The organism is Pseudomonas sp. CFBP 13719, from assembly GCF_014842095.1.
Classification (GTDB): domain Bacteria; phylum Pseudomonadota; class Gammaproteobacteria; order Pseudomonadales; family Pseudomonadaceae; genus Aquipseudomonas.
In genome coordinates, this window is the sequence record NZ_JACYVB010000002.1 from 540,778 (window position 1) to 564,021 (window position 23,244).

General features: G+C 53.1%; 34 protein-coding genes. 14 read left to right on the plus strand and 20 right to left on the minus strand.

All coding sequences use genetic code 11. The features are described from left to right. Nucleotides 1-25: 25 nt before the first annotated feature. Both IFT57_RS08015 and IFT57_RS08020 read right to left on the minus strand, forming a co-directional pair. Complete coding sequence (locus IFT57_RS08015; protein WP_122531004.1) at nt 26-445, minus strand: hypothetical protein; 420 nt, start codon at nt 443-445, stop codon at nt 26-28. A 78-nt stretch (nt 446-523) separates the two neighbouring features. Continuing rightward, the gene (locus IFT57_RS08020; RefSeq protein WP_122531003.1) at nt 524-883 is read right to left on the minus strand and encodes a hypothetical protein; all 360 of its coding nucleotides are present in this window, start codon (nt 881-883) and stop codon (nt 524-526) included. Between the two features lie 158 nt (nt 884-1,041). On the opposite strand from IFT57_RS08020, the gene IFT57_RS08025 reads away from it, so the two are divergent. The 4 genes from IFT57_RS08025 to IFT57_RS08040 all read left to right on the plus strand — a co-directional run bounded on the left by IFT57_RS08025 (nt 1,042) and on the right by IFT57_RS08040 (nt 3,627). Then, nucleotides 1,042-2,049, plus strand: coding sequence for a hypothetical protein (locus tag IFT57_RS08025; protein ID WP_122531002.1), 1,008 nt, complete (start codon nt 1,042-1,044; stop codon nt 2,047-2,049). Nucleotides 2,050-2,137: 88 nt separating this feature from the next. Next, a complete protein-coding gene (locus IFT57_RS26970) occupies nt 2,138-2,611 on the plus strand; it encodes a hypothetical protein (protein WP_244657273.1) in 474 nt (157 codons plus the stop codon). Nucleotides 2,612-2,664: 53 nt separating this feature from the next. After that, nucleotides 2,665-3,141, plus strand: coding sequence for a hypothetical protein (locus IFT57_RS08035; RefSeq protein ID WP_192151148.1), 477 nt, complete (start codon nt 2,665-2,667; stop codon nt 3,139-3,141). Nucleotides 3,142-3,201: 60 nt separating this feature from the next. Then, the gene (locus tag IFT57_RS08040) at nt 3,202-3,627 is read left to right on the plus strand and encodes a hypothetical protein (RefSeq protein ID WP_122530999.1); all 426 of its coding nucleotides are present in this window, start codon (nt 3,202-3,204) and stop codon (nt 3,625-3,627) included. A gap of 44 nt (nt 3,628-3,671) precedes the next feature. On the opposite strand, the gene IFT57_RS08045 is transcribed toward IFT57_RS08040, so the two are convergent. From IFT57_RS08045 to IFT57_RS08055, 3 genes are all read right to left on the minus strand, one after another. After that, on the minus strand, nt 3,672-4,037 hold the full coding sequence (locus IFT57_RS08045) for a hypothetical protein (protein WP_122530998.1): 366 nt from the start codon (nt 4,035-4,037) through the stop codon (nt 3,672-3,674). Further along, complete coding sequence (locus IFT57_RS08050; RefSeq protein WP_122530997.1) at nt 4,034-4,465, minus strand: hypothetical protein; 432 nt, start codon at nt 4,463-4,465, stop codon at nt 4,034-4,036. Before IFT57_RS08050 ends, IFT57_RS08045 begins: the two co-directional genes overlap by 4 nt. Nucleotides 4,466-4,526: 61 nt before the next feature. Beyond that, complete coding sequence (locus tag IFT57_RS08055; RefSeq protein WP_122530996.1) at nt 4,527-4,805, minus strand: hypothetical protein; 279 nt, start codon at nt 4,803-4,805, stop codon at nt 4,527-4,529. A gap of 152 nt (nt 4,806-4,957) precedes the next feature. Here IFT57_RS08055 and IFT57_RS08060 point away from each other — a divergent pair, with 152 nt between their 5' ends. Together IFT57_RS08060 and IFT57_RS08065 are read left to right on the plus strand one after the other, a co-directional pair. Next, nucleotides 4,958-5,977, plus strand: coding sequence for a hypothetical protein (locus tag IFT57_RS08060; protein ID WP_241032674.1), 1,020 nt, complete (start codon nt 4,958-4,960; stop codon nt 5,975-5,977). 65 nt (nt 5,978-6,042) lie between these two features. Continuing rightward, nucleotides 6,043-6,255 (plus strand): hypothetical protein, encoded by a 213-nt coding sequence (locus tag IFT57_RS08065; protein WP_122530994.1) that lies wholly within the window; start codon nt 6,043-6,045, stop codon nt 6,253-6,255. An 8-nt stretch (nt 6,256-6,263) separates the two neighbouring features. Here IFT57_RS08065 and IFT57_RS08070 read toward each other — a convergent pair whose 3' ends face one another. From IFT57_RS08070 to IFT57_RS08105, 8 genes are all read right to left on the minus strand, one after another. Continuing rightward, on the minus strand, nt 6,264-7,034 hold the full coding sequence (locus IFT57_RS08070; protein ID WP_122530993.1) for a hypothetical protein: 771 nt from the start codon (nt 7,032-7,034) through the stop codon (nt 6,264-6,266). 84 nt (nt 7,035-7,118) lie between these two features. After that, on the minus strand, nt 7,119-7,328 hold the full coding sequence (locus IFT57_RS08075) for a hypothetical protein (protein WP_122530992.1): 210 nt from the start codon (nt 7,326-7,328) through the stop codon (nt 7,119-7,121). A 28-nt stretch (nt 7,329-7,356) separates the two neighbouring features. Next, the gene (locus IFT57_RS08080) at nt 7,357-7,920 is read right to left on the minus strand and encodes a hypothetical protein (RefSeq protein WP_122530991.1); all 564 of its coding nucleotides are present in this window, start codon (nt 7,918-7,920) and stop codon (nt 7,357-7,359) included. 34 nt (nt 7,921-7,954) lie between these two features. Further along, on the minus strand, nt 7,955-8,503 hold the full coding sequence (locus IFT57_RS08085) for a hypothetical protein (RefSeq protein ID WP_122530990.1): 549 nt from the start codon (nt 8,501-8,503) through the stop codon (nt 7,955-7,957). Between the two features lie 30 nt (nt 8,504-8,533). Then, nucleotides 8,534-8,770, minus strand: a complete 237-nt coding sequence (locus IFT57_RS08090) for a hypothetical protein (RefSeq protein ID WP_122530989.1) — start codon at nt 8,768-8,770, stop codon at nt 8,534-8,536. Further along, nucleotides 8,767-9,351 carry a hypothetical protein gene (locus IFT57_RS08095; protein ID WP_122530988.1) on the minus strand — a complete coding sequence of 195 codons (585 nt, stop codon included), beginning with the start codon at nt 9,349-9,351 and terminating at the stop codon, nt 8,767-8,769. Before IFT57_RS08095 ends, IFT57_RS08090 begins: the two co-directional genes overlap by 4 nt. Beyond that, the gene (locus IFT57_RS08100) at nt 9,344-9,655 is read right to left on the minus strand and encodes a hypothetical protein (RefSeq protein ID WP_122530987.1); all 312 of its coding nucleotides are present in this window, start codon (nt 9,653-9,655) and stop codon (nt 9,344-9,346) included. The genes IFT57_RS08095 and IFT57_RS08100 overlap by 8 nt, the downstream gene beginning before the upstream one ends. Before the next feature lie 29 nt (nt 9,656-9,684). Then, a complete protein-coding gene (locus IFT57_RS08105; protein ID WP_122530986.1) occupies nt 9,685-9,996 on the minus strand; it encodes a hypothetical protein in 312 nt (103 codons plus the stop codon). Between the two features lie 89 nt (nt 9,997-10,085). Between IFT57_RS08105 and IFT57_RS08110 the strand changes: the two genes are divergently transcribed. The 3 genes from IFT57_RS08110 to IFT57_RS08120 all read left to right on the plus strand — a co-directional run bounded on the left by IFT57_RS08110 (nt 10,086) and on the right by IFT57_RS08120 (nt 12,186). Further along, nucleotides 10,086-10,436: a hypothetical protein gene (locus IFT57_RS08110; RefSeq protein WP_122530985.1), complete on the plus strand. Its 351-nt coding sequence runs from the start codon at nt 10,086-10,088 to the stop codon at nt 10,434-10,436. Nucleotides 10,437-10,518: 82 nt separating this feature from the next. Beyond that, on the plus strand, nt 10,519-11,358 hold the full coding sequence (locus tag IFT57_RS08115; protein ID WP_122530984.1) for a hypothetical protein: 840 nt from the start codon (nt 10,519-10,521) through the stop codon (nt 11,356-11,358). A 93-nt stretch (nt 11,359-11,451) separates the two neighbouring features. Further along, a complete protein-coding gene (locus IFT57_RS08120) occupies nt 11,452-12,186 on the plus strand; it encodes a hypothetical protein (protein WP_163020468.1) in 735 nt (244 codons plus the stop codon). A 63-nt stretch (nt 12,187-12,249) separates the two neighbouring features. Here IFT57_RS08120 and IFT57_RS08125 read toward each other — a convergent pair whose 3' ends face one another. The 3 genes from IFT57_RS08125 to IFT57_RS08135 all read right to left on the minus strand — a co-directional run bounded on the left by IFT57_RS08125 (nt 12,250) and on the right by IFT57_RS08135 (nt 15,274). Next, entirely contained in the window at nt 12,250-13,323 is a 1,074-nt protein-coding gene (locus IFT57_RS08125) for a hypothetical protein (RefSeq protein ID WP_122530982.1), read from the minus strand. A 129-nt stretch (nt 13,324-13,452) separates the two neighbouring features. Next, nucleotides 13,453-13,878, minus strand: a complete 426-nt coding sequence (locus IFT57_RS08130) for a hypothetical protein (RefSeq protein WP_122530981.1) — start codon at nt 13,876-13,878, stop codon at nt 13,453-13,455. A gap of 88 nt (nt 13,879-13,966) precedes the next feature. Next, nucleotides 13,967-15,274, minus strand: coding sequence for a hypothetical protein (locus IFT57_RS08135; protein WP_122530980.1), 1,308 nt, complete (start codon nt 15,272-15,274; stop codon nt 13,967-13,969). 210 nt (nt 15,275-15,484) lie between these two features. Here IFT57_RS08135 and IFT57_RS08140 point away from each other — a divergent pair, with 210 nt between their 5' ends. From IFT57_RS08140 to IFT57_RS08155, 4 genes are all read left to right on the plus strand, one after another. Beyond that, nucleotides 15,485-16,849, plus strand: coding sequence for an efflux transporter outer membrane subunit (locus tag IFT57_RS08140; RefSeq protein ID WP_342030337.1), 1,365 nt, complete (start codon nt 15,485-15,487; stop codon nt 16,847-16,849). 48 nt (nt 16,850-16,897) lie between these two features. Further along, on the plus strand, nt 16,898-17,713 hold the full coding sequence (locus IFT57_RS08145) for a hypothetical protein (RefSeq protein ID WP_122530979.1): 816 nt from the start codon (nt 16,898-16,900) through the stop codon (nt 17,711-17,713). Between the two features lie 63 nt (nt 17,714-17,776). Next, nucleotides 17,777-18,598 carry a hypothetical protein gene (locus IFT57_RS08150; RefSeq protein ID WP_122530978.1) on the plus strand — a complete coding sequence of 274 codons (822 nt, stop codon included), beginning with the start codon at nt 17,777-17,779 and terminating at the stop codon, nt 18,596-18,598. Continuing rightward, entirely contained in the window at nt 18,595-19,110 is a 516-nt protein-coding gene (locus IFT57_RS08155) for a hypothetical protein (protein ID WP_122530977.1), read from the plus strand. Before IFT57_RS08150 ends, IFT57_RS08155 begins: the two co-directional genes overlap by 4 nt. Here the strand turns inward: IFT57_RS08155 and IFT57_RS08160 are convergent. The 3 genes from IFT57_RS08160 to IFT57_RS08170 form a co-directional block, all read right to left on the minus strand. Then, nucleotides 19,093-19,578 (minus strand): hypothetical protein, encoded by a 486-nt coding sequence (locus IFT57_RS08160; RefSeq protein WP_122530976.1) that lies wholly within the window; start codon nt 19,576-19,578, stop codon nt 19,093-19,095. The two genes, IFT57_RS08155 and IFT57_RS08160, sit on opposite strands and share 18 nt — an antisense overlap. Before the next feature lie 251 nt (nt 19,579-19,829). Beyond that, nucleotides 19,830-20,744, minus strand: a complete 915-nt coding sequence (locus IFT57_RS08165) for a hypothetical protein (protein WP_241032672.1) — start codon at nt 20,742-20,744, stop codon at nt 19,830-19,832. Between the two features lie 83 nt (nt 20,745-20,827). Next, nucleotides 20,828-21,334 carry a hypothetical protein gene (locus IFT57_RS08170; protein WP_122530974.1) on the minus strand — a complete coding sequence of 169 codons (507 nt, stop codon included), beginning with the start codon at nt 21,332-21,334 and terminating at the stop codon, nt 20,828-20,830. Between IFT57_RS08170 and IFT57_RS08175 the strand changes: the two genes are divergently transcribed. Then, on the plus strand, nt 21,333-22,580 hold the full coding sequence (locus IFT57_RS08175) for a hypothetical protein (protein ID WP_192151150.1): 1,248 nt from the start codon (nt 21,333-21,335) through the stop codon (nt 22,578-22,580). The genes IFT57_RS08170 and IFT57_RS08175 overlap by 2 nt on opposite strands. A gap of 43 nt (nt 22,581-22,623) precedes the next feature. On the opposite strand, the gene IFT57_RS08180 is transcribed toward IFT57_RS08175, so the two are convergent. Then, complete coding sequence (locus IFT57_RS08180; RefSeq protein WP_122530972.1) at nt 22,624-23,163, minus strand: Arc family DNA-binding protein; 540 nt, start codon at nt 23,161-23,163, stop codon at nt 22,624-22,626. Nucleotides 23,164-23,244: the final 81 nt, after the last annotated feature.

A 23,244-nucleotide genomic window follows, 5' to 3' on the forward strand; every position in this document is an offset into this window, starting at 1 on the left:
GTTTGTGCGGCGTTACCGGCACATTTCAGGGCGTTCCATACAAACTGACGTCGGAGACCACACCTTTGGCTGTCTTGAATTCCACGCCTTTGATGCCGTGGCGCGGCCAGTTGGGGCCGTCTCCTGGGTAGAAATAGTCGAATGCGTAGCCGGTCTGGTAGTGCAGCGCCCCTTGAAGATCCGGAACCGCCGAGATCCCGTAAGCTCTGAGGGCTTCTGCTTTTTTGCCAACAAACTGGGCTTCTAACGCTTTCTGGTCGCTGTCGATTACAGCAGTGCGCAACTGGAGGGCCGAGAACGGCTCTTGGGTCACACTGGAGGGCTGTGGAGCGACATAGGCGGCATAGGCTTGCGTGGCGCACCCGTAGACGCTGGTGGCGACAAGGCAGGCCTGTAGGAAGTAACGTGTTTTCACGATTCCTTTATGAATCCGCTCTAGCGACATCTCGTTTTGCTCCTCCAGTAAAGAACGTCAATTTATTGATTAATAGCACATACTGCAAGTTATTTTCAGCAACCTAAATCAATTTACTGCAAAAGCCTCGTCAATGATCGAGAGCACTCGCTTGAGCTGTTCAAGGGCAGTCACGGTGCGGCCTTGGTGGGATTCACTGGTGCCGTTGTCCAGAATTGAGATAGTGGATTCAGTGTAAACGAGAATGCCGTAGGCCATTGCTGCAAAGGTCTGCAGGCCCTGAGTTGTCTTGGTATTCCTGGACAGTTCACCTGTGGATTGAACGGCCTGATCGATTGCTGCAATAGCCGACTGTGCCTGTTCGGTGTCTAACACCAGCCATTCTTTTTCAGGGCCTGCTTTGGCCGAACTGAGCACGTCGATGGAAGCCTGAATAGCTTGCTGGATCTGGGCTTTATGGTCGGTCATGGCAGAGCTCCTGAGAAGATTTTTGGCACGCATTCACGGCAGAATCGCCAAGTCGTTGCGCCAGTATAGGCTGACAGCAAATTCTGTAAACCATTTTTTTGACTTGTTAACCAGCCTGCTTTACAGTCAAGTCATCTTGTCAGGTGAGCAGCACCCGCATGTCGATACTCCTGAATGAAACGCAGAGCTACATAAATCGCACGCTGGATGTGCAGACCTTCGCAGAGCCGATGGATCTTCGTGTGCCTCATGTTATCAAGGACATCTTCGATATCTTTGAACTGACAGTGCCCATGGAGCACAGCCCGAACTTTTCGGTCATCCTGCTGATTGAGGTTGGCCAGGAATATGCCGGCATCGTACGGCTTGCGAAAATGATTGCCCTTGCCCGCCAGGTCGCACAGCAGCCTGTGGTGTACGTGTGCAGTTCACTGACACCAGTTGAACGCCGCAGCTTGATTGATCATGGCGTGAACTTCATTCAAATTGGGTATCAGATGTTCCTTCCTGAGTTGGGGATGGATCTTCGCCAGCACTATCGGACACGCAAACCTCTAAGTGCATCCAAGCCCTTCACCCCGGCAGCCCAGGCAACGTTACTTCAAAGCCTGTATCGAGGCTGGATGCCCGGTCAGATGCACACCTCCGGCGTTCTGAAAGGCGATCAGGACTACAGCCGCGTTACGTTATCGAAGGTGATTGAGCAGTTCCAAGGTGCCGGGCTTATCGAGCTTGCTGAAGGGGAAGGTCACACCAATCAATGGGTTTTCAAGGGAGACTCGAAAGCCATTTTTGAACGAGCCCTACCCAGCCTCTGCAGCCCTGTAAAGCAAAAACTGGGGATCACCACCCCTCTGGGCTCCGAATACGCAGTACTGGCTGGTGAAAGCGCGCTGGATGCCTACACCATGCTCTGCGCACCCAGTCACCCTGTGTACGCTATGACCCGCCAGCAGTTGGATGTTTTCATTCGTCTGGGTGCTTTTGAGGTTGTGGAGGATATCGATGCGATCAAAGCCTGGGTTGAGGTCTGGTCGTACGACCCCCTTCAGCAGGCGAAGGGTCGGGTTGATTGCGCATCCCTGCTGCTGAGCTTGATGGACGTGCCAGATGAGCGAGTGCAGATTGCTTTAGACGATCTTCGGGCTCAAGTTGAATGGCTCTGATTGCATCTCGCTGTTCGGCTAAGAAACAATAGAAATCAATCTATGCTCAGGCATTTCAAGCTGAGCCCACCGGCAGGACGGAAAGCACGTGAAATCAGCGATGAACGTAAGCTTTGGCTTCGATCACACCCCGGACATGAACCAGCAGATGGGGATGGTCTATTACATCCTTAGGCTCAAAGCCCCTGTAAATATTGACTATGCCAATCTTCTCAAGGGTGAAGGAGATCTGAACGATCGGCTGGAGGATTGCCTGGACGAGCTCGACGTTGCGGTGTGTGATGCGAGCAGCTTTCCGGAAGCCTGCAACCTTGGCTGGACAACCTATAGCCAGGAAAAACATGGGGAGGCTCTTGATCAGATGGAGCTTTTGCGCGACTTTTTCCTGCGAGAAGGGTGTGAGGGTGGGGAAATTGTTGAGATGAGCGAGCATGAGTACGTGGCTTTTTACACCAGTGACAAGACGGGCTTGAAGTATCAGCGAGCGCTGGATGCCCTGTATCCCTCTTTAGAGCCACGAGCTGAGGATGGCCGCTGCGACCCCGGAATCATGATCGCCTGAACGGGAAAATCCCATACCGGAATGAGCTCTACAGACACCAGAGGATTATGGGCATGATGGGTAGATTTAGAAAAAGGAAGTCTGAAATCAAGAAAATCGATCTCCGGAAGCTGGAAAAAGCCCTAGTCGACAGGAACTGGTATGTGCAGGCGTGCGCCACGCCGATCGCCAACTTGCCGGGTATACGGGATATGTTCCAGCAGATCGAGAAGGAAAATCCTGCTGCCTTCTTTGGCTTGTACAGCAACCATCTCGATGCTTACGCCGATCTTTGGGGCAAACACAATTTCAGCTATAAAAGCGAATATCTCTGGAAAGTCTGGGCCATCAAGCTTACCGAAGAGGAGAATCTACTCTTGCTTACCGCAAAGGGTGGAGGCTCCTGCTTTGAGGTCAGTGGGCCACAGTGCCAAAAATGGCCTCCAGTGATTTCTGAGCCTGCCCTTGAAAAGCTCAAGCAAGTCATGGTCACAATCAATCATGACATGGGCAAATCCAAACGAGCGCAGTTCGAAAATAACGTGGGTTGAGTTGCTGCCGTCAGGCGACTTCAGCAATGATGGGAAATACACACAGTTTCGGAGCAACGCATGACAAATCACATAGACCTTAGAAGCCTGGAACAGCTTAGGGTAGACATCTCTTGGCTCGATACAGCGCGAACGGATCCGCTGATCATGGTGGACATGTTCAACGAATTTGTCGGCGACATGATGAAAACAGACCTTCAGGGCTACTATCGCCTAGGAGTCAGCCATACCAGCTCCTACAAGAAGCTTTGGGGAGAGCCCACCTTTGTTTTCAACGGGAAGTATCCGTGGCAGACCTGGATCTTCAAGTTGACTGAGGATGAAAATTTGGTTCTCTTCAGCGACCCTGAGGGCGGAACCTCTTTCGAATACGACGGCTACGGTGCGCCAACGCCAGAGGCATTTTTGAAAGGATCGGCTATCATCGATACCATCAAAGACATGGTGCACAAGACGAAAGTGCCGGAGACGGGCCTAGAGCCGTAATCACGCTGGCGCTGAACCGGCATAGCCAGCTGCAAGACTTCTTTTCAAGGCGATGGGTCGCAATCATCGCTGCGATGCACGCGCCTGGATTTGGAAGGCGGGCGCAACACCTCGAAATCACGAAGATCCTCATGACAAACGACGCCTTCCAGATTCTCTAGGGAGAATACCAGGTCGCGTGGATCCACCTCTTCGTCCAAATCACCATTCTCGTAGAGCGCATTGGCGACCAGCATATTGGCTTCCAGATCGCCCTCATCGATATCCGCCACTAGCACTACGCCCTGATCCCCAAAGGAATCTGCGTAACCCTGGGCGGTTGCTTCAGATGCCCAGTAGGATGGTGCTCGCAAACCATCTTCAAGGATAGAAGCCAGATTTTCCTTTGTAGTACCGTGATAGAGTTTCATGGGCTCGGGCTCTCATCAATCGAGGTCTTACGCTCGAACCGCCTGACTTTTACTGCCGGCATGATCGAAGGAGTGAAGACCAGGCGCTCTGGATCGATGGTTTTCATAACCTCCAGCAGCTTCACAGCATCGTGCCCATCAGAAATCAGGGCAGACACACTGCGCCGAAGTTCGTCCTCGCTCAACTCAAAAAACCTGGCCTGCTCGAAGACTTCGGTCAGTTTGGTGTGCATGTCTTCCTCCGTGCTGACGGGGTACAGGTACACCTGTCGCTTAGGGTCGACGCTGCGCATGAGCGCATAGACCTGTGCGGAATCATTGGTCAGCGCCCACTCACTGACGCGATGATCGATCTCTTCCCGAGACAGAGAAAAGACTTTTGAATGGTCAAATAGCACCTGAATCTGCTGAGCAAGCGTTGTGGACACGGGTTTTTCCTATGGCAAATCTGATAAGCCATTTTGAAGGGTGCCGATAACCGGGCGCAAATCAGATTTTAACCGTCTCGCAAAGAGCACCATCCGGGGTATTGGTATCGGCTGCCGACGCATCGACAATGCCCACACTGGCCTGATTGATAATTTTCATGCTGAACAGACCCGTCACCAAGAAGGTAAGCATCATGAAGGTGTCTTCCCAGAGTCCTGGGGGAATGCCGAACCAGATCAGCCCGCGATCCAGGTTGTAAGCAAATAGCGCTCCCAGGCACATGGCTGTGAAGCCATTGATGATGGCAAGCGTTGTTTCGTGTGATTTACTGTTTTCCACGGGGCTGTCCTCGGCAAATGGGTAAGAGCGCCGGATGAGCGCCAGCTGTGTGCAATATATCTGATAACCAACAATGTAGGCCAGTATCGTTGTGGCCCAAACCCTCGCTGTGAGAAAGTAGGTGAACAGCCTACGAATTTGAGATCGGCGCCGTGATTGAGCCCAATACGATTATCCCCCTGTACAACCATTCTCCGATGACCTACGCATTGAAAATCGGCTGCAGAGACGTTTATCGAATCAACCGCTGGGCAATGGGTCGCGAAGAACGCAAGCTTGGGATGACCTGCACCTCTCAGATGGACGAGGGGATCCTGAAAGCCTGCGTAGGGTTCTTGACCCACGATAAGCTCGACTATTTCAGCTTGGTTGATAGACCAGCGCCTCGTAAATGGTACACCCCAAAAACCTCAACCAGAACACATGACAACGCGATCATGGCATTGCGCTTTGAGATTGCAAAATACCAGCATGTTCCATACGACGAGGAAAAAATCCACTTCTGGAGCGATTTCGCCCTTCTCTATCAGCACCTCGATGATACCGATCGCTTGCAGGTTGATGCATTTTTTGAGCTATTGATGGGTAAAAGCTTCAAGGCGCTCTTTGACGAGCATGCCATCAAGTCCCTCAGTGCCTTTGAGCCTCAACAGGGCCATGCCTACCAGGCTTGTGAGCACTTAGAGACCCTGGTTAGGTCGGACGTAGCCCGCCACCAGTTCAGCATCACCATTGGGTCTGAGACTCTCGATCAGAAGATCGAGATTTGCCAGGACGGCGAGGAGTACTGGAACGATGTCTACGACTTCGATTACCACAATCCCGGCCCTAAAGTCACACCGCCAGAATACAAACATCCTGCACTGGAGGATTTCGATTTCTACAACCCTGGCGCCCCGTACGCAGAGCTTCGTGATTGCATCATGGCAGCTTTTGAAAGGCAGACTGATAAGGGCTACAGACGGCATATCACCATCCGCTTTCGAAATGCTGAGATCTTAAGGGGCAAGCTGACTCACAGCGGCTTTATTCCAGAGAACATCTACCCACAGCAGGGGCTGGGGTTGTGTCTGACACGCCAGAATGTTCTTGATGCGCTGAGTGAATGCCAAAAGGCTAGCCGCGTTCGGGTCAAGTTCGACGATATGTTTGGCGCCGACCTGGGCCTTTGATTACTCAGCAAAATACAGCCAATATATACGTTAAAGCATCATCAGCGATTCAGAAGGAGAATCAAATGGTTATTCCATGCGCAACATGTGGCGTTATTGAAATCGTCGAGGCCTTCCACCAGCCCCAAGATCTGACCGAAACCCACCAGTCCATTGCACTGGGCTTCGGAATGACCCTTTGTCTTGCCCTGGCTGTTTCGCTGACCGCTCTTATCAGCCAATACATGCTGAGAAAGTCAAATCCAAAGAATCAGCAGCCGACTGCATCGGCTAAGTAGCGACTTCTCTACAATGCCTGCACATCTCGGATTGGTGCGCCGAGCCCACGCAACACGCTTAGATTGGCCGGAATCTCGCCGCTGGTGCTGTGAGGCGTGAAGGGATAGTCGATGTCTGGATTGAGCGTCATCGAGGTTGAGGTGTAGGCAAGCTCTGAGAAGGTGATTCGCACAAACAGCCGGTCGTTGACGTCCTCCTGAGCAACCTGAGCTCTGTGCACCTGGTAGCAGGACATCAGGTAAAGATGTTCCGGAATCGATTCGGTGACCGCATCTTCAAACACCTGCGTGGCCAGAGAGTCAAAGATGTGATGCTGACCCACATCAAGCCCGGCAAGACTAAAACTCTGATCGCTGATCAAGAAAGGCAGTTTGTTTGTCCACAAAAAGCTGTAGCAGCCAGGCTGCTTGAGCATCACCTCATTGCCCTGAAGCCCGTCGAAATGCCACCCTGGGTTGCGTTGGGTGCTCCCCTTTTTGAATGGTCGGGTATCGTAGGTCAGGTAGACAAAGCGGTTTCGAACAGGCAAGCCGCTGTCCTGGGCATCAGTGATGCACCGAGTGACCAGATCTCGCACGGACTGAGGAAGGTTGGCCGGGAAGACGGGCGCGAGGGTTTGCTTGAGCTTGACCAACAGATTGTTCACGGACAGATCTGCTTCGCGATCCAGCGGGTAATGTCCTAGCTCGATGGGCTGTCTGCTGCGCTCAAGACGGCGCAGTGAAAAGTTCGAGGTGACTTCGTTGCGAAACTGTTCGCCTAAAAATAACATGGTCATGGCTTAATACTCCCTTTCATGACTAAATAGTACACCGAGTGTACTAATATCATCAAGCGGGGATTTTCGAAGGCGTCGATAGGCTCAAGCAATGATCTTCTGCAATCCGTCAGCACACCCTTCCCAGGTGTCGACCAATCCCTTGGTTACGACCGATACAATTTTTGTGTCGGGGTCGAGGTGATACACCTTTCCTCTGGCGCCATGGGCATTATGGCCATAGTCGTGTATGAACACTTCATCGTCCAGAGCGAGATCTTCGAAGATGACGCTGATGGCTTGCGACCTAATCATGAGAGGCTCCTGGAGCTAAGATGCATCATTAAAAATCACCGATGCTTTCAACCCTGCATTTTTTTCCAAGGGCTTTCATGGCGGCAGCCAGCGTAGGTTGCATAACCCCGTCCATGATGTCGTAAAAGGCGGCGCCTTCATCCGAAACGAAGTCAGCATCCAGAATCAAGGTTCCAGATTTCAGATCATTCGTCATCATGTACTGGGTCATCATGGAGGCGGCCATGATGCCGGCAGCTTCGGCCAATGCTCGCCCGTACCCGTAGCCGCGATGACTTCGTCTGATGATCACATCCGCAAGATCTATGACAAAAACAGACGGGGCGGTAACTTCGGAATCATCCAGATCATCTTCGGTCATCGGTGAGACGCTTGCAGCCCCGATGAGTGTCTTGTTCATCCAAATTTCGACGTCTTGTTGACCTTCTGGGAATTTGATTAGATTGTCATGCTTGCCCAGTACCTTGTTCTTCTGCTCAGCGCTAGCCAAGCCCCATGACTGAAATATCGTGCATGGTTTGTTCTTGAAATCATCGTCCCAGGGTGCGACCAGTATCGCCGGGGGTAAGATCAGGGATTGGAATTGCTTCATAGGTGAGCGACCGATTGATTCAAGAGAGCCAAAGCTACTGGGAGAAACAGAACAACACCCGTACTTTGTCCGGATCACCCAGCTTGATCAACTGCTGCAAGTGATTCCAGTAAAGTGAGCCCAAGGCGTCTCTGAGTGTCGTGGTCTCAAAGGGCGGGTTCATGTCAGTGACAGGCACCCCATAGTCCACCGCCATCAGCTCGTCAGCGCCTACCCAGGAAAGTCCGAAGATCTCACTGTCATTGCGACTGGCCACCTTCTCAGCAACCGTCTCCGGATCAGGGCTGTCATCCATCCAATGCTTGTCATTGCCCCAGCCGCCAAGCAATTGAATCAACGATTCGTCACAAGCGTCGTCCGGAAAGCCGCGATTGGGCGCCAGGGGGACAATGCCATGCTCCCTGACCCTTACGCCGGCAAAAAGGGAGTACATCGTGCAGCTCTGCCAGAAGAACCCTTTTGAGGTGAATTTGGCATCCGTATGCCCAGGCCAGCTCGGCATGTTGGTGAAAACGGCCTTCTTGTTCTCGACCCACCCATTGGCCTTGCGTACTTCAATGGAAGTTGTGATGTAGTCGCCCATGAGAGCCGCCTAGCTGTTCTGACGCATCGGTCAGTAGATTTGATGAAATGTTCTGCCGATCGCGTTAATCGACACGTTGCGACGAAATTCTGAATGCTTATCCTGTTTACGATCTTCCGGGGCGTCCTTGCGGGTCATCCAGAAGCCGAGGTTGCTTTCCCAGGAATCGCAATAATATACATGCCCATCATGGGCTTTGAAATCTTGCCCGACGATTTCGTGATCAGGGTCGGTTAGAGGGGTCTTGATGACTTTCTCGTAGCTCACTGTGCGCGCTCACGTGGATGGCCAATGGGGAAATAGCGAAATTCGTAGCCACCTGTTGCAGAGGTTACTTCGGCGCGAAGCACCAGGCCCTTTTGAAGCATGTCCTTAAGGCGGGTGCTGGCGTTGGCTACCGACATATCGTAAGTCTCGGCGATGTCGCGTGAATTATCCAGGCCCTTGTCGTACAGGGCTTCCACCAGCATTGCGTCAGCGGCGCGCAGATCCCGGCCAGCAATTCGGTAGCCTTGATCTTCTTCAACGATCAAATAGCGCCCTAAGGCACGGGCGGTGAGCTCACAGGTGAGGGCCACATCGGGTGACTCAATGCCGGAGACGTAGATCGCAGATCCTACTGTGAGGCCGTGGATGTGTTTGTGCACCGCCTGCTCGAAGAACGCGCAATCGATGGCTGTAATGCCAGCCAGGGATAGCTCGACCACATGAGGGCCCCGAGAACTGTAAACCAGCCCTGAGAGCTCAATGCCCAACTTGAGGCCTTCGTCTGCACCCAGCGCCAGCGGTGTGCCGATACGTTCAAGAAGCACGACCTTGGTGTGTTGGATAGCAATTCGCTTAGACAAGGCCCAGCACCTCTTTCTCTTCCTTGGTCAATTTGGCAAGCGCAGCCTTTCGCAAGGCAGCCTCCTCAACAGCCCAGGGCTCGTCCGGCGTTTCGAAAATGTGCAGCTTGGCCCTGTGAACGTTGTTCTTTACGCAGGAGGCCGGATTGTGTACGCCCATAACACAGTGCCGGGCAAAACGAGGATCGCTGACAATTGCGTCTGCTACAGCCTTGTCGCGGGCATAACCCAGTGTCACCTCATGACCCCGGCCTTCAGTGCCGTCACTGTTGTAGGTGATGGCGTACAATTCGAGTGTGCTCATGGCATGCTCCTGCTGTTGAGAGGGTGTGTTCAAGCAAGGCCCAATGCCTGGCGCTCTTCTTTGCTCAGCTTGGCCAGGGCGCGGTCGCGCAGCTTTTGCTTTTCAAGGTTGTACGGGTCGTCGATGGCCTCAAAGATCAGCACCGACTTGGGTCGCACGTTGTATTTGATGCAGTCTGCCGGGTTGTGAAAACCCATCACGCAGTAGCGCTTGAAGCGTGGATCGGCAACGATCGCCTCGGCTAACTCTTGGGTCTTGGTATAACCAAGAGTAATTTCGTGGCCGCGACCTTCAGTTTGGTCGGCGTTATAGGTGATGGCGAACATTTCTTGAGCGATCATGGCCCTTCTCCTCTTTGCAGCATTGCTTCTTGACCCAATAGTACACTCAGTATACTTTATGTCAACGCAAACATTTGGAGGGCTTGGGCATGTCGAACGAACGAGGTAATTGCATTGAGTGCGGTAACGAATTGACGGTCGTGGATGATGACCCCAACCGCACCTGTGGCGCCACGTGCAAGCGCTGTCTGGCTGAGCAAAACCATGACTTCGATGCTGAGCCTGATGTGCAATTCAGCAGGTCGGGCGAACGCATGGGTGCCCCATCATTGCAGGACTCAGGCGCGCCAAAATACATCCGCGATGCCTTGAAGCGCTTCAAGCCCCTGCCCCAGCGTCAGGACGGCGTAAACGACCAGCTGCAAGACCTGCGGATCATCGCCAACCATTTCGGCCTGTACGACGCAGCTGATGCAATCAAGGCATTGCTCAATAAATAGGGAAGCCGACTGCCCTGCGATGCGCCCGGCCACTTGAGCCGGGCATTCCAGCACGCTAGGATAGAAAGAAAAGGCCATTCCAATGAAAAAGTCAGCATTGGCGCTCTTGGCGCTCCTTGCAAGCCAGTCTGCATTCTCCGACAACATCATCAAAACATATGCGCCGATCAAGGGTGCCAGCAGTCATGCCGGGCAATGGGCGGCAACTGACGCGATGTTGAGCGATTGGGCAAAGTCGGGAGATCTATACGACTGTTCAGCCGCCACGCCTGCTACTGACGCTTATGTGAAGGGCGTATCGTTCCAGCAAACCCTCAGCAATTGCTCTCAAGACTACACGCGTAGCGTCCAGCCCCGTGAAATCAATAGCGTTACGGGCATGTACCGAAATGTGGGCAATCCCACTGAGGAAGACAAGACCGAGTCGGGGCTCGGCCTCACCCAACAAGCTGTGGGCACTCGTGAAGAAAAAGACATTCTCTTTGGTGGTCGTGAAGGCAGGGCTTATCTGACTTCAACCAACACCAGCTACGTGGGCATGTACAGCCGAGCAACTCCTGCTCCAGCCGCCTCCATCGGTGATGTTCAATACACCAAAGAAGGCGACAGGATTCAAATGTACTTCACCATGGCAGGCAAGCCTTCGGCCTCCTCGGGCACCTGTTATGTGAAGGTTGGGGCGACGGGTGTGAATGGGTGGGATGCGAATCTTACGCCCACCTCCTCGGCAAAAGCCTACGTCACTGCAATCACAAAAGTTACCACGAACTACGCGGACGGCAGTACCAGAATCTACACGCTAGGCGGCATGACCACGGGCGAAGGTGGCGCCATCCGCCAGACGACAGCCTCGTGCAGCGACGTCTTGGCTTTCTACAACAGCCCCGGCCTCATCACAAAGGCATCTTTGATCTCCAATTGATCATGTAGAGGGATGGGCTATGCAAATAGCCTATTTGAGGGGCGAGCCGCGCCCCTGGTAGAATCATGATTATCTCATCAATTGGAAATAATCGTGAGCAACCACTTGAAGGCCGTAAAGGACAGTATTTCTCGGGGCGTTCTCGACCAACAATTGGTCGGCACCTTGAAGCGTTGGCCAGTGATCCATTTCACTGAGCACGCAGAGGCTATACTCAAGGACGGCTTCACCTATGGCGAAGAAGATCCTGGCAATCTTGACCTGACCTACGATCTGGGTGGCAAGCCAAAGCAGCATCCTGGGCCCGGCTACAACTTCGCCTTCAACGCCCTGCACTGGGATGTCGAAAACGACATGCACGAGTTCCTTGCGGCAGCACCTGATTCGGGAAGAGGCTTGATGGGCATGTATGCTCCTTCCGCGATTCTGTTTCTCGCCGACGGCCTGCACACTCGACACTACGATGAGTTTCACCAGGTCATCTTCTGGGGGTCTGATGCTGATCTGGGTCAGGCATTGCACCTCAAGCAGCTAGGTGAGCAGATTCAAGACGGTGAAGTTGTCTGTGATGTCAATGGCAACCCGGTCGACTGCTGGACAATCCTCGATGGCGCCGGCAAGCCCATCATCGGGCCTGAGGACTACCTCACTCTTCAGGATTGCGTGGTCACCGCCCTGCACCACTATCACGGCGAGGGCATCTTGAGCGCCAAGGCCTCAAGGGGTTTGGCAGATGTCTACGAGCCGGAGTTGGCGGAGCTGGAGCTTGTAGTTACCCAGTCCGCACTCAAGGCTCGACCCGCAACTGAGGCTGGCATAGAGCCTTAAGCCTTTATTGGCCAAATGGCCGCTGCCAGGCGGCTGTGTCTCACAAGGTATAAGGACTGAAGATTATGGCTCAAGTCCAACACTGTGCTTCGGCTTGGCGCGTAGGGACTTAGGTTTCAGGTATCTTTCGACGACTGGATCTTTGAAGGGCAGCGGGAATCTGGCTTTCAGGTCATCGATGTAAAACTGATAGCGCTGTTCACTGGCTGAATCCATCAGCTGCCGACCCCGTTTTGACTCGGCGGGACTCAGGCTGTTACCTCCTTCAATCTTCACAAGGAGCGGCGCGATCAGAGTGTTCGCTTTCATGGATACTGCTCGATGGTGCTCAATATTGGCGACAACCGCATCTGGGAGAGCATCTCGTTTGTTTGAGATCAGCGATTTCGCAACCTGGGCGATCTTGAGGTTTAGTTTATGCGCTCGAAGTACTATATCTGCATCCTCAGTTAACTCCGCATCCATCCCAAGCACGACTTTCCGAGGCTCTACAACACGCTTTGCGTTGAATTCCCACCATTCATTCAAGATCGACTTTCCAGGTCGCCCCATATTACCCGGAGTGGTAGATCTCTTCGCAAAATCCATCTTTAGGCGAGAAAACATGTCGCCGATCTCCTTCTCGACGCGCTCGACCCGGTTTTTGCGGGGCTGGCCCACTTTGGTCGGGGCAGGCATCATAGTGAAAGAGGTCGGCTCCAACTCCTGATCACGCTCATGGGCATTCAAGACCTCAATCAAATCAGCGTATTCGATCAGCTGCTTTGCATATGCTTCTTCGAGGGACTGTCCTGGTTTGGCGGGAACGTTGGAGCGAGGCGCATTCAGAAGATCACTGACAACCTTGACGTTCGAGCCAAACACAACTTCTTCTGGCTTGAGTCCATTGGCAATCTTCCAGGTTTTCGCGGTAGCCAGGCTGCTTTCAGATTTCAGGTTCGCATACTTGGCCAAGCCCTTAGACTGCCGAATACCCTGAGCCTCCAGAAGTCTGTGACCAATAAGCGTCATCAGCATCAATGCTTGATTGGGATCAAGCGATTGAGCCTGAGCAACCAGGATGGAGGCCTTTTCATCAATATTCCGTTTCAGCCATGCTGCCCGCGTTTTCGCAGTCTGATATTCTTTCTCGTCCATCGTCATCTGATCCTGTTCAAAAATGGGTCGCCCACCACAACCCAGTAGCTCTGGTTAAAAACACCCAGTGCCTCTCTGCATGATACCTATTGAGCCTGGTGTGAGGCACACCAAACCGACTCCTTGGGGTTAAACCTGAGGGCCCTGCAGGCTCGACAGCTCGATGTCGTACCGAATCAGGAGCTGCTTCTCCCGCTCGCTCAGGCGGTGAGCGGCAATTGCCTCTGGGCCGTAGCTGAGCATCACAGTGTCCTGGATCCCTTCATTCCAAACAATAACGCGGTCGTTATCGATCGCAACAATCTCTTTGTCCAGGTACATAATTGCCCTTTCATCCACGGCCATGGCCACGAATGCCGCATCAGCCGGCAATGTCCAGTCACAGTCCTCAAGGCTTGCGCCGCTGTTGTGAATGACCTCGCGAATTTTCTCTCCACAATCGCCCACGGCCAGGTAGATGCTCTCCTCCGACTGAGCGGCTACCCAGAGAATCAGGTCGTCAGTCATGTCGTTTCCGCCATAGTACCCCTTGAGGGTCACTTCAAATGCTTTCACTGCTTGCTCCTTGAGATTGTGTTCAGTGTAGGGTGCCGCTGTGAGCGCCAGGCTAGGTCGCCTGTTGATTTGTGCGTCCGGTCTTTCTCTAAAGCCCCATATCCATCGCAAATGCCGCATCCCTGGCCTTTCCCGGTAATTTCTGCAGGAACTGCGCATGGCCCGTCGCTTCGTACAGCGTCTTCATCTGGCGCTCATTGGCAGGGTCGCAGTGCTTGAATACCTCAGGAATGGGAAATGTCTGTACGGCTGCCATCAAGGCACCTTTGACCAGGTTATTGGCTGGGGATCCCAGGCCTTTAAGTATATTTGGTAGCAAACCACTGCCCTGGTTTTTCATGTCCTTTGCCTTACAAAAGTCCACGCGCTCCTTGGCCATGATGGCAGTGGTGTCAATCTCAAGCCCATGGGCAGCAAGTGCTGCGAAAGCTTGGCTGTACACCTGTGGGGCAGCAGGGTCAGACAGCGACACAGGCTTTCTTGAATACTCCTGCATGATGGCGTCGATCGTGTGCTGAAGCCCCTGTTGAAGGAACGTGGGACTGAACTCGAACGCCTTGATGCCATTGAGGGTCGGGGCGACATCCTGGTTGTTGCCAAAATTTCCTAAGTTGCGAAAGGCCGACTCAAGACGGATCCTGGATTCAGTCATGGTCATCTCGCCGCTGCCTAGCAGGCGCTTGCGGGCATCCAGGGAGGCCAGGTAGTCAAAGCTCTGCATCTGATCTTGCACAAGGGCTTGAATCGATGCGGGGATATCTTTGAAAGCAGCCAGCTTCTCCAGTGCGTCATAGTCCTTGGCGTAGGTAAGATCGGCCAGCTGCTGGCGCGTCATGCAGATGTCGGAGGAAAAAATAGCATCGTAGAGCTTGGGTGGTCGCACCTGGCATTTGCCAAACGAATGAGAGGTATAGAGCCTGGGTACCGGCAGATGTCGATTGATGTGCGTGTCGTATTCTGAGAGAGCGTGTTGGAATCGATCACCCTCATGGCTCTCCATGTCATCAGATTTAATCAGGAACGGTGGCTGGTAGGTCAGGGCTTTAAAGCCAGTAGCGCGTGCCTCACGAAAGCCTCTGTTTACGGCAGCGAGCATCCTTTCGTCGAGCTCGTTGTCTTTGGACGGATCCCGGAATCCTGACTGGTCACTGTCGATGTAGTCGAGGATCATATCCACGTCAGGAGACTCTACAGCCAGGGCCATCCCCAATGATTTGAGCGCTGTAGCGGCATCCAGGCGCTCAAGTGTTGCCACGTCGAAAGACATAAGCCCCTGTTTTATATGACTTTTCCACGATTCGCGCAATGCTGAGACGTCAGCCTGCAAAATGGGCAATACCTTTTTTTTGTCTTCGACATGCCCAAATTGGGCAAGCACCTGGGCAATTCCGCTCATGGCCCCAACGCTCCCGCTTTATTTTTATTTTGAATGGAAAGGCCATATTCAATATATGCCTAACTCGACTATACATTGACCGTCGCAGTGTATGCATCTTGATGGACAAGCGGCGCATAGGATTTCTGCATAGTCGGTTTAGCAATATATTGCTGGAAATTGTTCTACGTGAGAGAATTTTGGTAATAGAACAACAACAGGACAATCCTCGTGCTCTCTACCCGATTGCTGACTCCACTTGCCTTTGCCGTATTTGTCAGCGGCTGTGCGCTCCAACCACCCAAGGCGCCAGCGCCTGTTCAGCTTCCCGCCCAGTACCTTGCGGCCCAGCAACAAGCCGAGCAGACCAAGCCTGATCTTCATGCCTGGTGGGAGCGCTATCAGGATGCTGAGCTGACGCGCATAACCCGACTGTCTGCTGACAACAACCAGGATATCGCGGTATCGCTTGCGCAGTACGAGAAGGCCATGGCGGTTCTAGGTCAGACCCAATCTGCCGAAGCGCCTTCGCTGTCGGCCAGCGGCACAGGCAGCAAATCATCGGCCAACACGGGTGGTGAGCGCACTCACAGTTCAACCCATCAGCTGGCAGGTCTTGCCTCGTTTGAGTTGGACATGTGGGGACGCCTTAGTAACGCGACCAAGGCAGATGAGAAGTCAGCTGAGTCGGCTTTTCAGAACACGCTCTACACCCAAAACCTGATCCGCAACCAGGTGGTTACTCAGTTCTGGACGATCCGTCAGTTGGATGCTGAGCTATCGGTGCTGGACGAACAGATCGATTCACGCCAGAAAGAGCTGAAGATTTCTCAGAGTCGCCTTACCTATGGTGTCACGTCTGAACTGGATGTGGAGCAGTCCAAGGCAGACCTTGCCAGCCTTGAACGCACCCGGATTACCACACGCACCAATCGCGACGTCTACGTGCAGAGCCTTGCCATCCTGGTCGGCAAGCCTGACCTGACAATTGCAAGCTCGACCAACATCCCTGACACGATCGCATCTCCGGCTCTGGGCCTGCCTTCCTCACTGTTGCAACAGCGGCCCGATTTGATTGTGGCCGAAAAGAACCTGGATGCAGCAGGATTTGATGTGGCGGTAGCTCGCGCAGCCCTCTTCCCCTCCATCAGCCTGACGGCGCAAGGGGGTGGCCGCAGCGGCGCGTTCTCCTCTCTGATTGGCTCGGGAAGCTCGTTCTGGACGCTGGGATACACGCTGGATCTGCCTATCTTCGACGGTGGCCTGCGTCTGTCCCAGATCGATCAGGCCAAAGCCTCTCAGCGTGAACAGGCAGCTCAATACCAGAAAGCGGTCATCACGGCCTTCTCTGACGTGAACAAGGCCCTGATCAACCTCGACGGCTACCAGAAGCAGAGCCCTTGGATGAAAGACGAGCTTGCAGCTGCTCAGAAGGCCATGGACTTTGCCCAGCGTAAATACCAGGTCGGCACCATTGACTACTCCACGGTGCTGGACACTCAGCGCTCGCTGCTCGATGCCAAGAAGGCTGATGTGGATCTGCGCTACGGCAAGCTGATCAGCCAAGCCAACCTCTTCTATGCCCTGGGCAACTAAAGCCCTCATCGAGTCCCCGAGGCACTCGGGGATAATCAAGGAATTACTATGAAATTCAGAACAATGTCGCACCGCCTGCTGTCTTTTTCAGCTGACCCGTCACTGCGAAAACCAGCTCGCGTGGAAAAGGTGGAAGAGTTTCTCAAACTGGCTCGGGAAGTGTCATCGACTGACTCACGCGGTATCGAGATGATGCTGTCAGGATCGAGTCTTTTTATCCATGACCTGGACGAGCCAAGGCTCATTGAGCTGCTTACTTTCCTTTCCATGAAGCTCGATCGCTTTGATTTCGAGCAGTGGATATCCAGAGGATACGATTGGGCACTCCGGGATCGTGCCTTTGAGGCAATTCCTACCATCCACAAATTCACGAACCAAGTCCTGGTATTCGAAGCTGACAGCTTCAAGGGATCCATTACCCCGGAGTTGATCGATTTTCTGGAGACCAACAGGGAAATCTGTGCCATTAGGCCTTTCATTCAACTGCGCGACTGGTGCCAAAATCCTGCAGGTATAGAAGGGTTCGTTCGCTTGATCAAGCTGGTCAACCTTGATGAGCTTGTCAGGCACTTCACTAATGGGCATGAGGAATACGAAGATTACGGCGCCCTGTCTCTTCTTTGCGAGGAAGGGGCTTTCGACGGCTACTTCGATCAGCAAACCATCAACGTGCTGATCGCAAGGGGTCTGATTGCAGGCTTAAGCAAAGCGGCAACTGGCGCTGCCGTCGATCACATTCTGAAACGCTTTGAGCCTTCGCAGGTGCTGACCCTGCTGGCAGCCGAAGCCAAAAAACCGATTTGCGCATCCGGACTCACCCAGGCTCTCGCCAAGGTTTATGAATGGGCTCAGTCAAAAAACTGAGCTCTGCCGATTGCATCACCTAAAGCCCGGCGACGCCGGGCAATCCAAGAACAAGAGAACATCATGCCTTCAAACAACATTTCGCTCCCCAAGATCAACGCCTTCTCGTCCAACCAGCAAACTCGCGATCATGCGCGCATTCAGATGATCCAGTCTTTTCAGGCTAAAGCGCCTGAGCGCGGGGCGCCATATGTTGTCGACACCCTGATCAATGGCAGGCTATTCCCCCATGTGCTTGAAAAAGACGCACTGCCTGATTTCTTGGCGTTTGTTGGAAACGCTTTGAGCGCAGCCGACAAGCAATGGTGGATTCATCGCCATGTCATGCTCGCACTCAATGATCATGCCTTTGACCAGGCAAAAATCATGATGGCTTTCAACGTGGGCGAAGTCCTGTTGGAGGTTGATCACTTTCCAAGATTTACTCCTGAAATCCTTGAGTTCCTTGAGTCTGAATCAGCTTCAGGTCTGTTCAGTATCAAGCCATTTCTCAATATGCAGTGGGAAAACAGAGCGGGCCACGAAGGCTTCCTGATCCTCCTCAGAATTGTTGGTGCGCCAGCGCTCAAGAAGCTCATCCTGCAAGACAAGCATTATGACCCTAAAGGCGATGAGTATTCAGCTTTGGGGTTGATGGCTCGACTCGGTCTACTCGATGATTTCCTAGACAGAGATACTGTCAATCTATTGATTGCGCGAGGATTTATCTGCTTTCTTAACGAGTGCCGCGTTGAATCGATCATCAGCGACCTAATCAACGAGTTCGAAAGCGGTCGGTTGCTTGAAATCTTGGCCACCGAAGCCAAATACGGCAACGCCAGCAACGTTACTGAAGCGATGAAGACTGTGCTGCCGTACCTCACGACAGCGGGCGCTGATCATTGAAAGAGCGCGCCTATAAGTCTGCCCTGCTATACACCACCAACGCCACCCGAATGGCCTTTACAGGGTTGGCGGCGACGTTTGCGCTGCAGGTATGGCTGATCGCGCAGGCATGGGTAGTATTGTCAGGATTCACAAACCTGATTTGGCTTTCGGTGCTGATCTTGCTCGTTTTGCTTTCAAACATAGCCACAGGCTTTGTCTTCGTGGAAATGCTCAAGGATAGTGACCAGTACCGCCCCAGGTTTGCCAGGGCTGGATGGCTCCACGTATTGTTGAACGCGGGTGTGTGCGCTTCAATGCTGATCCAGATGCTTGTCGAAGCTAACTTGAACCTGATGCCGGCAATCCTTGAGTCAGCCCTTTGGCTGAAGTTGACGATCTCTCTAACACCCCTGCTCCTGGCATCCCACGCAGGCACCTACGTGTTGATTCACACGCGGCCCAACCAGCCGTACTACACCTACAAATATGGATATCCGGCCCGAGTGAAACGCTCAAAGCGCAAGGGCTGAAAAACTCTGTGCATGACAGATTGTCTTGATCCGCAGGCGGTCTTGCGCGTTACCGGGTATGAAAAGATCAATCGGAGCGAAGAAATTTGCGGTATGTCGACCTTTAGCCTCAAGTCCGCATGTCGTACACACATAGTCCATGCCAATCAGGCTGGCAGTTTGTTTGGCAAAGACATGGGCGTTTGCAGGGCCAAGATCCACTACGCGCTGCAGGGATCTGGGCAGAGTGTACCTTGGCAGCAGAACGTTGAAATGCGCGATGGCGCGCTCTCCCCATTGCCGGATGTCGGTGAGCGCATCCACCAGGTGGAAAGACACACTGTCGAACTCCATATGCTCGCCACTTTCAAGCTCGATCGCCTCATCAATGACCAGTGCGACCTGTCTAGCAAACCCTGAGGGCGCCACAATTGCACTGGGCCATTTTGCTGTCTTGGCCATCTGCCTGATTTCGTGATCCTTCATCATCCGCCACTGCCTTGAAAGTCCGTTTCTAGCGCCGAAGAACTTAGGCTTGTAGCCCCATTTCGTCAACAAAATTTTGCAGAAATGCGACCTTGTAGTAACACATGACCGGTTTATCTGAGTTTTCTTGCAATGGGGGAATGTGCAATTGAGCCTAAAGTTGTACGACAGTGACCGAGATATTGAGCTGACAACCAAGTGAAAATGAGCCCGCACCGGGCTCAGCGCTCTAGCGTGGTGCTTTCGGCGTATACCTACAGCGCCATGCCTACTGCAGACATATAGTCCTCACGTCCTTTTCTGGCGGTATTGCCGATCTCGGAGAACACCGAATTGGCAATTTCCACACGCCTTTTGAGGTCACCCGTGGCGCCCCTGAAGTCCTTGCCGAGCAGGACGCACATGACCTGGGCGGTCGAGTGTTGCATGTAGTGAGTGCTTTCGGCGCGTGACCATCCTGAAACGGTCTCCAGGGTGGCTTGAAAGAGGGCTTCATCTGGAGTGCGTAGGCCAGCACTTAGCACCCGGAAATTCTCACTGGACTTGTAGGCTTTGTGAGCGACAACATGAGCCAACACTCTGGGGTCTTCAAGCACCTGGGTCTTGAGCGTCAGACGCCTGGCCATGTGAGCAAAGGGTTCATGCGCCAGCAGCTCGCCTACAATGGCTGAGCTCTCGCACCGACCCACTTGCCGGGATAGGTGATCTTCGAGGGCATACCAGCCCCACAGGCGCTTACAGAGGTAGCCAATCGACTGCGCATTGACTTGGTGGCGCACGTTAAGATTCAGAGATAATGCGGGATGCTGGTAAACCCCCTCAAAGGACTGATTCAAATCATCCACGTCAACCTTGAGCACCCCATCATCACCCATCAGCTTGTCGAGCTGCTCGGGCTTGAGTACCGGGCCATAGGCTAGCAGCAAGCGTAGAAACAAGGGCTTGGCAACGCGCTGCTTCTGGTGACGCAAAGCGATGACCTCGAACATGCGCTCGGTTAGCTGCACGCGATCGACTTGAGGGAGAATGTTGGCGGCGTGCATGACGTTCTTGACGGTCTCGTAGAGCGAGTCCGAATGGTTCTGAGCAAGCAGATCCAAGCTATTTTGTGCATCAAATTGTGCGTCTAGCATCGATCGCTCGAATGCCTTGTAGGTGTCGTAGCTCACGCCCCTGCCCCCAGTCTGCTTTTGTCAATATATTGATCATAGCAGTACAGCCTGCGTACGTAGAAGTGGCTATTGCCACACGATCAACGCCAATAGGTAATGGCATGCGATCCAGACTTCTTGCATGTAGTGAGCAATGCCAAGCCGTCCTGTACTTTGCCATCCACTTGGTACGAAAACCCGGCCATGCTCAGCTTTTCCAGGGTTTTCATGCAGTCATCAACGCTCAGAGGACTGAACCAGGTTTTCGCAGATCCACTGGAGACTTGCGTATAAGCACTTGCCCAACTCGCTACACGCTCATCCGCACGCTTGGAATTTTGGTACCCCACATAAATCAGGCCCAAGCCTACCGACCATACCAGCACGGCGAGCAACGCCAGCAAAAAAACCTGCATAAGCGGTGGTTTGGTTTCTGCTGCAACACTCTTTGCCACGGACATTGAAAATCTTCTCCATTTACTAGTTGACCAATCGGCTGGCGAGCTTTTTATCATATATTGGTAAGCATTGCCAATAGATGCCCCTTGGGTCACAGGGCCCTCATCCACTAGAATGGAATTGACCTCGAACCAGGACATCCACTTCATGCACTACGAACTTTCATGCTTTCCCCTGAGTAATACTCGCCCCGTTACCTTCGGTGGCCAGGAGTATCCAAGCCTCTCAGAGTGTCCGGATTGGGTGGATGGGGTGATTGCCAGAACGGCTTACGCTTATCTGTCGGATGCCGCAAGGCACCAGACCCCGGTCGAGGTTGCCGCCAGAAAGCTTCATGACATTACCGGACAAGCCGAGGCTTTCTCGTGTTACCTGGCCCTAACGCTGATTGAAGCCGGGGATGAGCAGGATCTGATCGACTACGCCCTCACTGCCATCAACGATCTCGATCTCAAGCACGACGTCAAATTCGCCTATTCCAACATGCTTGAGAAGTTTCAGTTGGCCAGCTATCACAGCTATTTAAGGAAATCTCCAGAAACCCTTCAGCGCCTGGAATTTTTCAAAAAGATCGACACATACCCTTTCCAGAACCTGGCTATCGCTTTCGATGATGCCATCATGGCCAAGCGGCTGGTCGAAAAGGCAGGCAATAAATTCGACTACATCCTCTCCTTCCTGGCAGCCGTAACCCATTACCCCTACAGAGACTCGAAGGTCAGGTCTTTTCTCATCAGCCACTTTGGCGACATTCGGGATCATGAGATCAAGCTGCGCTTGTCCATGCAGAAGGTCATGATGAGCAACAGGATGAAATCCAGTGACTACCCAAAGCTTTCACTGGATGAAGCCCCTCCGTATGCAGTTTACGATTTCAAAGATGCCGCAGTGCTGGATCTGAAAGTCTTTCAAATGCCTGGAATTAGAGAATGGCTTGAGGAAGTCCCTGGTAGCATCGAATTGCTGGCCGAGAACCTCAATTACTCATCAGTTGGCAAGCTGGAGGGTCGCGCTGCTAGCCTAATCCCCTACTTTGACCAGGCGCTTGATGTGCTTTTTGAGAGCAAAATGCCGGTGGATCAAATCTACATGCAGGCATGTCAGGGGTATGATCGAGCCAAAGTCGAGTTAGCGCGACAATTTCACAGCTCTGAGCAGGAGCTTCATCGAGATATTTACTGCAACCTGATCTCGAAGCTAAAAGACAACGATCCTCTGTGCAACCACATCGCCAAGACGTTCATCAAGAAGTTGGGCTTGCCCTACTTTCTGGATCTGATGCAGAACCAGGATGATCTACTGGTCATTGCCAGGCATATCCGTGATGCATCGGTGATGAAGCGCCTGTCACCAGAACAGCGCGACAGCCTCATGGGTCATGACATCGGACTTTGAAATGACGCGGGCGACCGAGAAAGCGATCGCCCATGAGCCCTGATTATTCTTGATGGCCCAGCAACGTGGGTTCCATGGCGATAGTAGCTGTCATCAGGGCGTACTGCTGGCGCTGAACGTTGACCCATTTCACCAGTGCTTCGAGCACCCATTCCTTCATTGAGCCGTGCGAAGAGCTTGCCTGAGCTACTCCATTCCTGATGATTTCCCGAACATTGGGGGGAAGTCTGACAACGAACAGGGCTGGTGTGGTGCAGCCCTCAAGCTCGAAATCGGGGATTTGCGCCAGCACCTGTTTGCAAATGGGGTCTCCTAGGCGCTCTTTCAGCAACTTCACCAGCATCAAAGATCGAACCTGGCCATCCAGGGCGTCCAGGATCGCGGCTATGGCCTCGGAGTTCATGCTTCGGCCTTGGTGCAGCCCGATGCCCTTGAGCTCGTCAAATAGCTCTACAAAGCCTCGAATCACGAACTTGTCGGCAGTGCGGCTATCGAACTTGGGCCTGCGCACGGGCCCGCTTCGAACCTTCTTCAGAGCCCTGTTCAGCGCAGCAATGGCAAGCGGGTTGGATAGAGCAGACATTAAATTTCCTCCAACAAATCTCACATCAGACACAGCGCCTGATCTCAAAGCATTGCGCGGGATTATACACACGCACCAAAA

Excerpts from the sequence above, each read along its gene's own strand:
- IFT57_RS08015 (WP_122531004.1), bottom strand. The coding sequence starts at position 445 with ATGTCGCTAGAGCGGATTCATAAAGGAATCGTGAAAACACGTTACTTC.
- IFT57_RS08020 (WP_122531003.1), bottom strand. The coding sequence starts at position 883 with ATGACCGACCATAAAGCCCAGATCCAGCAAGCTATTCAGGCTTCCATC.
- IFT57_RS08025 (WP_122531002.1), top strand. The coding sequence starts at position 1,042 with ATGTCGATACTCCTGAATGAAACGCAGAGCTACATAAATCGCACGCTG.
- IFT57_RS08035 (WP_192151148.1), top strand. The coding sequence starts at position 2,665 with ATGATGGGTAGATTTAGAAAAAGGAAGTCTGAAATCAAGAAAATCGAT.
- IFT57_RS08040 (WP_122530999.1), top strand. The coding sequence starts at position 3,202 with ATGACAAATCACATAGACCTTAGAAGCCTGGAACAGCTTAGGGTAGAC.
- IFT57_RS08045 (WP_122530998.1), bottom strand. The coding sequence starts at position 4,037 with ATGAAACTCTATCACGGTACTACAAAGGAAAATCTGGCTTCTATCCTT.
- IFT57_RS08065 (WP_122530994.1), top strand. The coding sequence starts at position 6,043 with ATGGTTATTCCATGCGCAACATGTGGCGTTATTGAAATCGTCGAGGCC.
- IFT57_RS08070 (WP_122530993.1), bottom strand. The coding sequence starts at position 7,034 with ATGACCATGTTATTTTTAGGCGAACAGTTTCGCAACGAAGTCACCTCG.
- IFT57_RS08075 (WP_122530992.1), bottom strand. The coding sequence starts at position 7,328 with ATGATTAGGTCGCAAGCCATCAGCGTCATCTTCGAAGATCTCGCTCTG.
- IFT57_RS08080 (WP_122530991.1), bottom strand. The coding sequence starts at position 7,920 with ATGAAGCAATTCCAATCCCTGATCTTACCCCCGGCGATACTGGTCGCA.
- IFT57_RS08085 (WP_122530990.1), bottom strand. The coding sequence starts at position 8,503 with ATGGGCGACTACATCACAACTTCCATTGAAGTACGCAAGGCCAATGGG.
- IFT57_RS08100 (WP_122530987.1), bottom strand. The coding sequence starts at position 9,655 with ATGAGCACACTCGAATTGTACGCCATCACCTACAACAGTGACGGCACT.
- IFT57_RS08105 (WP_122530986.1), bottom strand. The coding sequence starts at position 9,996 with ATGATCGCTCAAGAAATGTTCGCCATCACCTATAACGCCGACCAAACT.
- IFT57_RS08110 (WP_122530985.1), top strand. The coding sequence starts at position 10,086 with ATGTCGAACGAACGAGGTAATTGCATTGAGTGCGGTAACGAATTGACG.
- IFT57_RS08115 (WP_122530984.1), top strand. The coding sequence starts at position 10,519 with ATGAAAAAGTCAGCATTGGCGCTCTTGGCGCTCCTTGCAAGCCAGTCT.
- IFT57_RS08125 (WP_122530982.1), bottom strand. The coding sequence starts at position 13,323 with ATGGACGAGAAAGAATATCAGACTGCGAAAACGCGGGCAGCATGGCTG.
- IFT57_RS08135 (WP_122530980.1), bottom strand. The coding sequence starts at position 15,274 with ATGAGCGGAATTGCCCAGGTGCTTGCCCAATTTGGGCATGTCGAAGAC.
- IFT57_RS08145 (WP_122530979.1), top strand. The coding sequence starts at position 16,898 with ATGAAATTCAGAACAATGTCGCACCGCCTGCTGTCTTTTTCAGCTGAC.
- IFT57_RS08150 (WP_122530978.1), top strand. The coding sequence starts at position 17,777 with ATGCCTTCAAACAACATTTCGCTCCCCAAGATCAACGCCTTCTCGTCC.
- IFT57_RS08160 (WP_122530976.1), bottom strand. The coding sequence starts at position 19,578 with ATGATGAAGGATCACGAAATCAGGCAGATGGCCAAGACAGCAAAATGG.
- IFT57_RS08175 (WP_192151150.1), top strand. The coding sequence starts at position 21,333 with ATGCACTACGAACTTTCATGCTTTCCCCTGAGTAATACTCGCCCCGTT.
- IFT57_RS08170 (WP_122530974.1), bottom strand. The coding sequence starts at position 21,334 with ATGAAGTGGATGTCCTGGTTCGAGGTCAATTCCATTCTAGTGGATGAG.
- IFT57_RS08180 (WP_122530972.1), bottom strand. The coding sequence starts at position 23,163 with ATGTCTGCTCTATCCAACCCGCTTGCCATTGCTGCGCTGAACAGGGCT.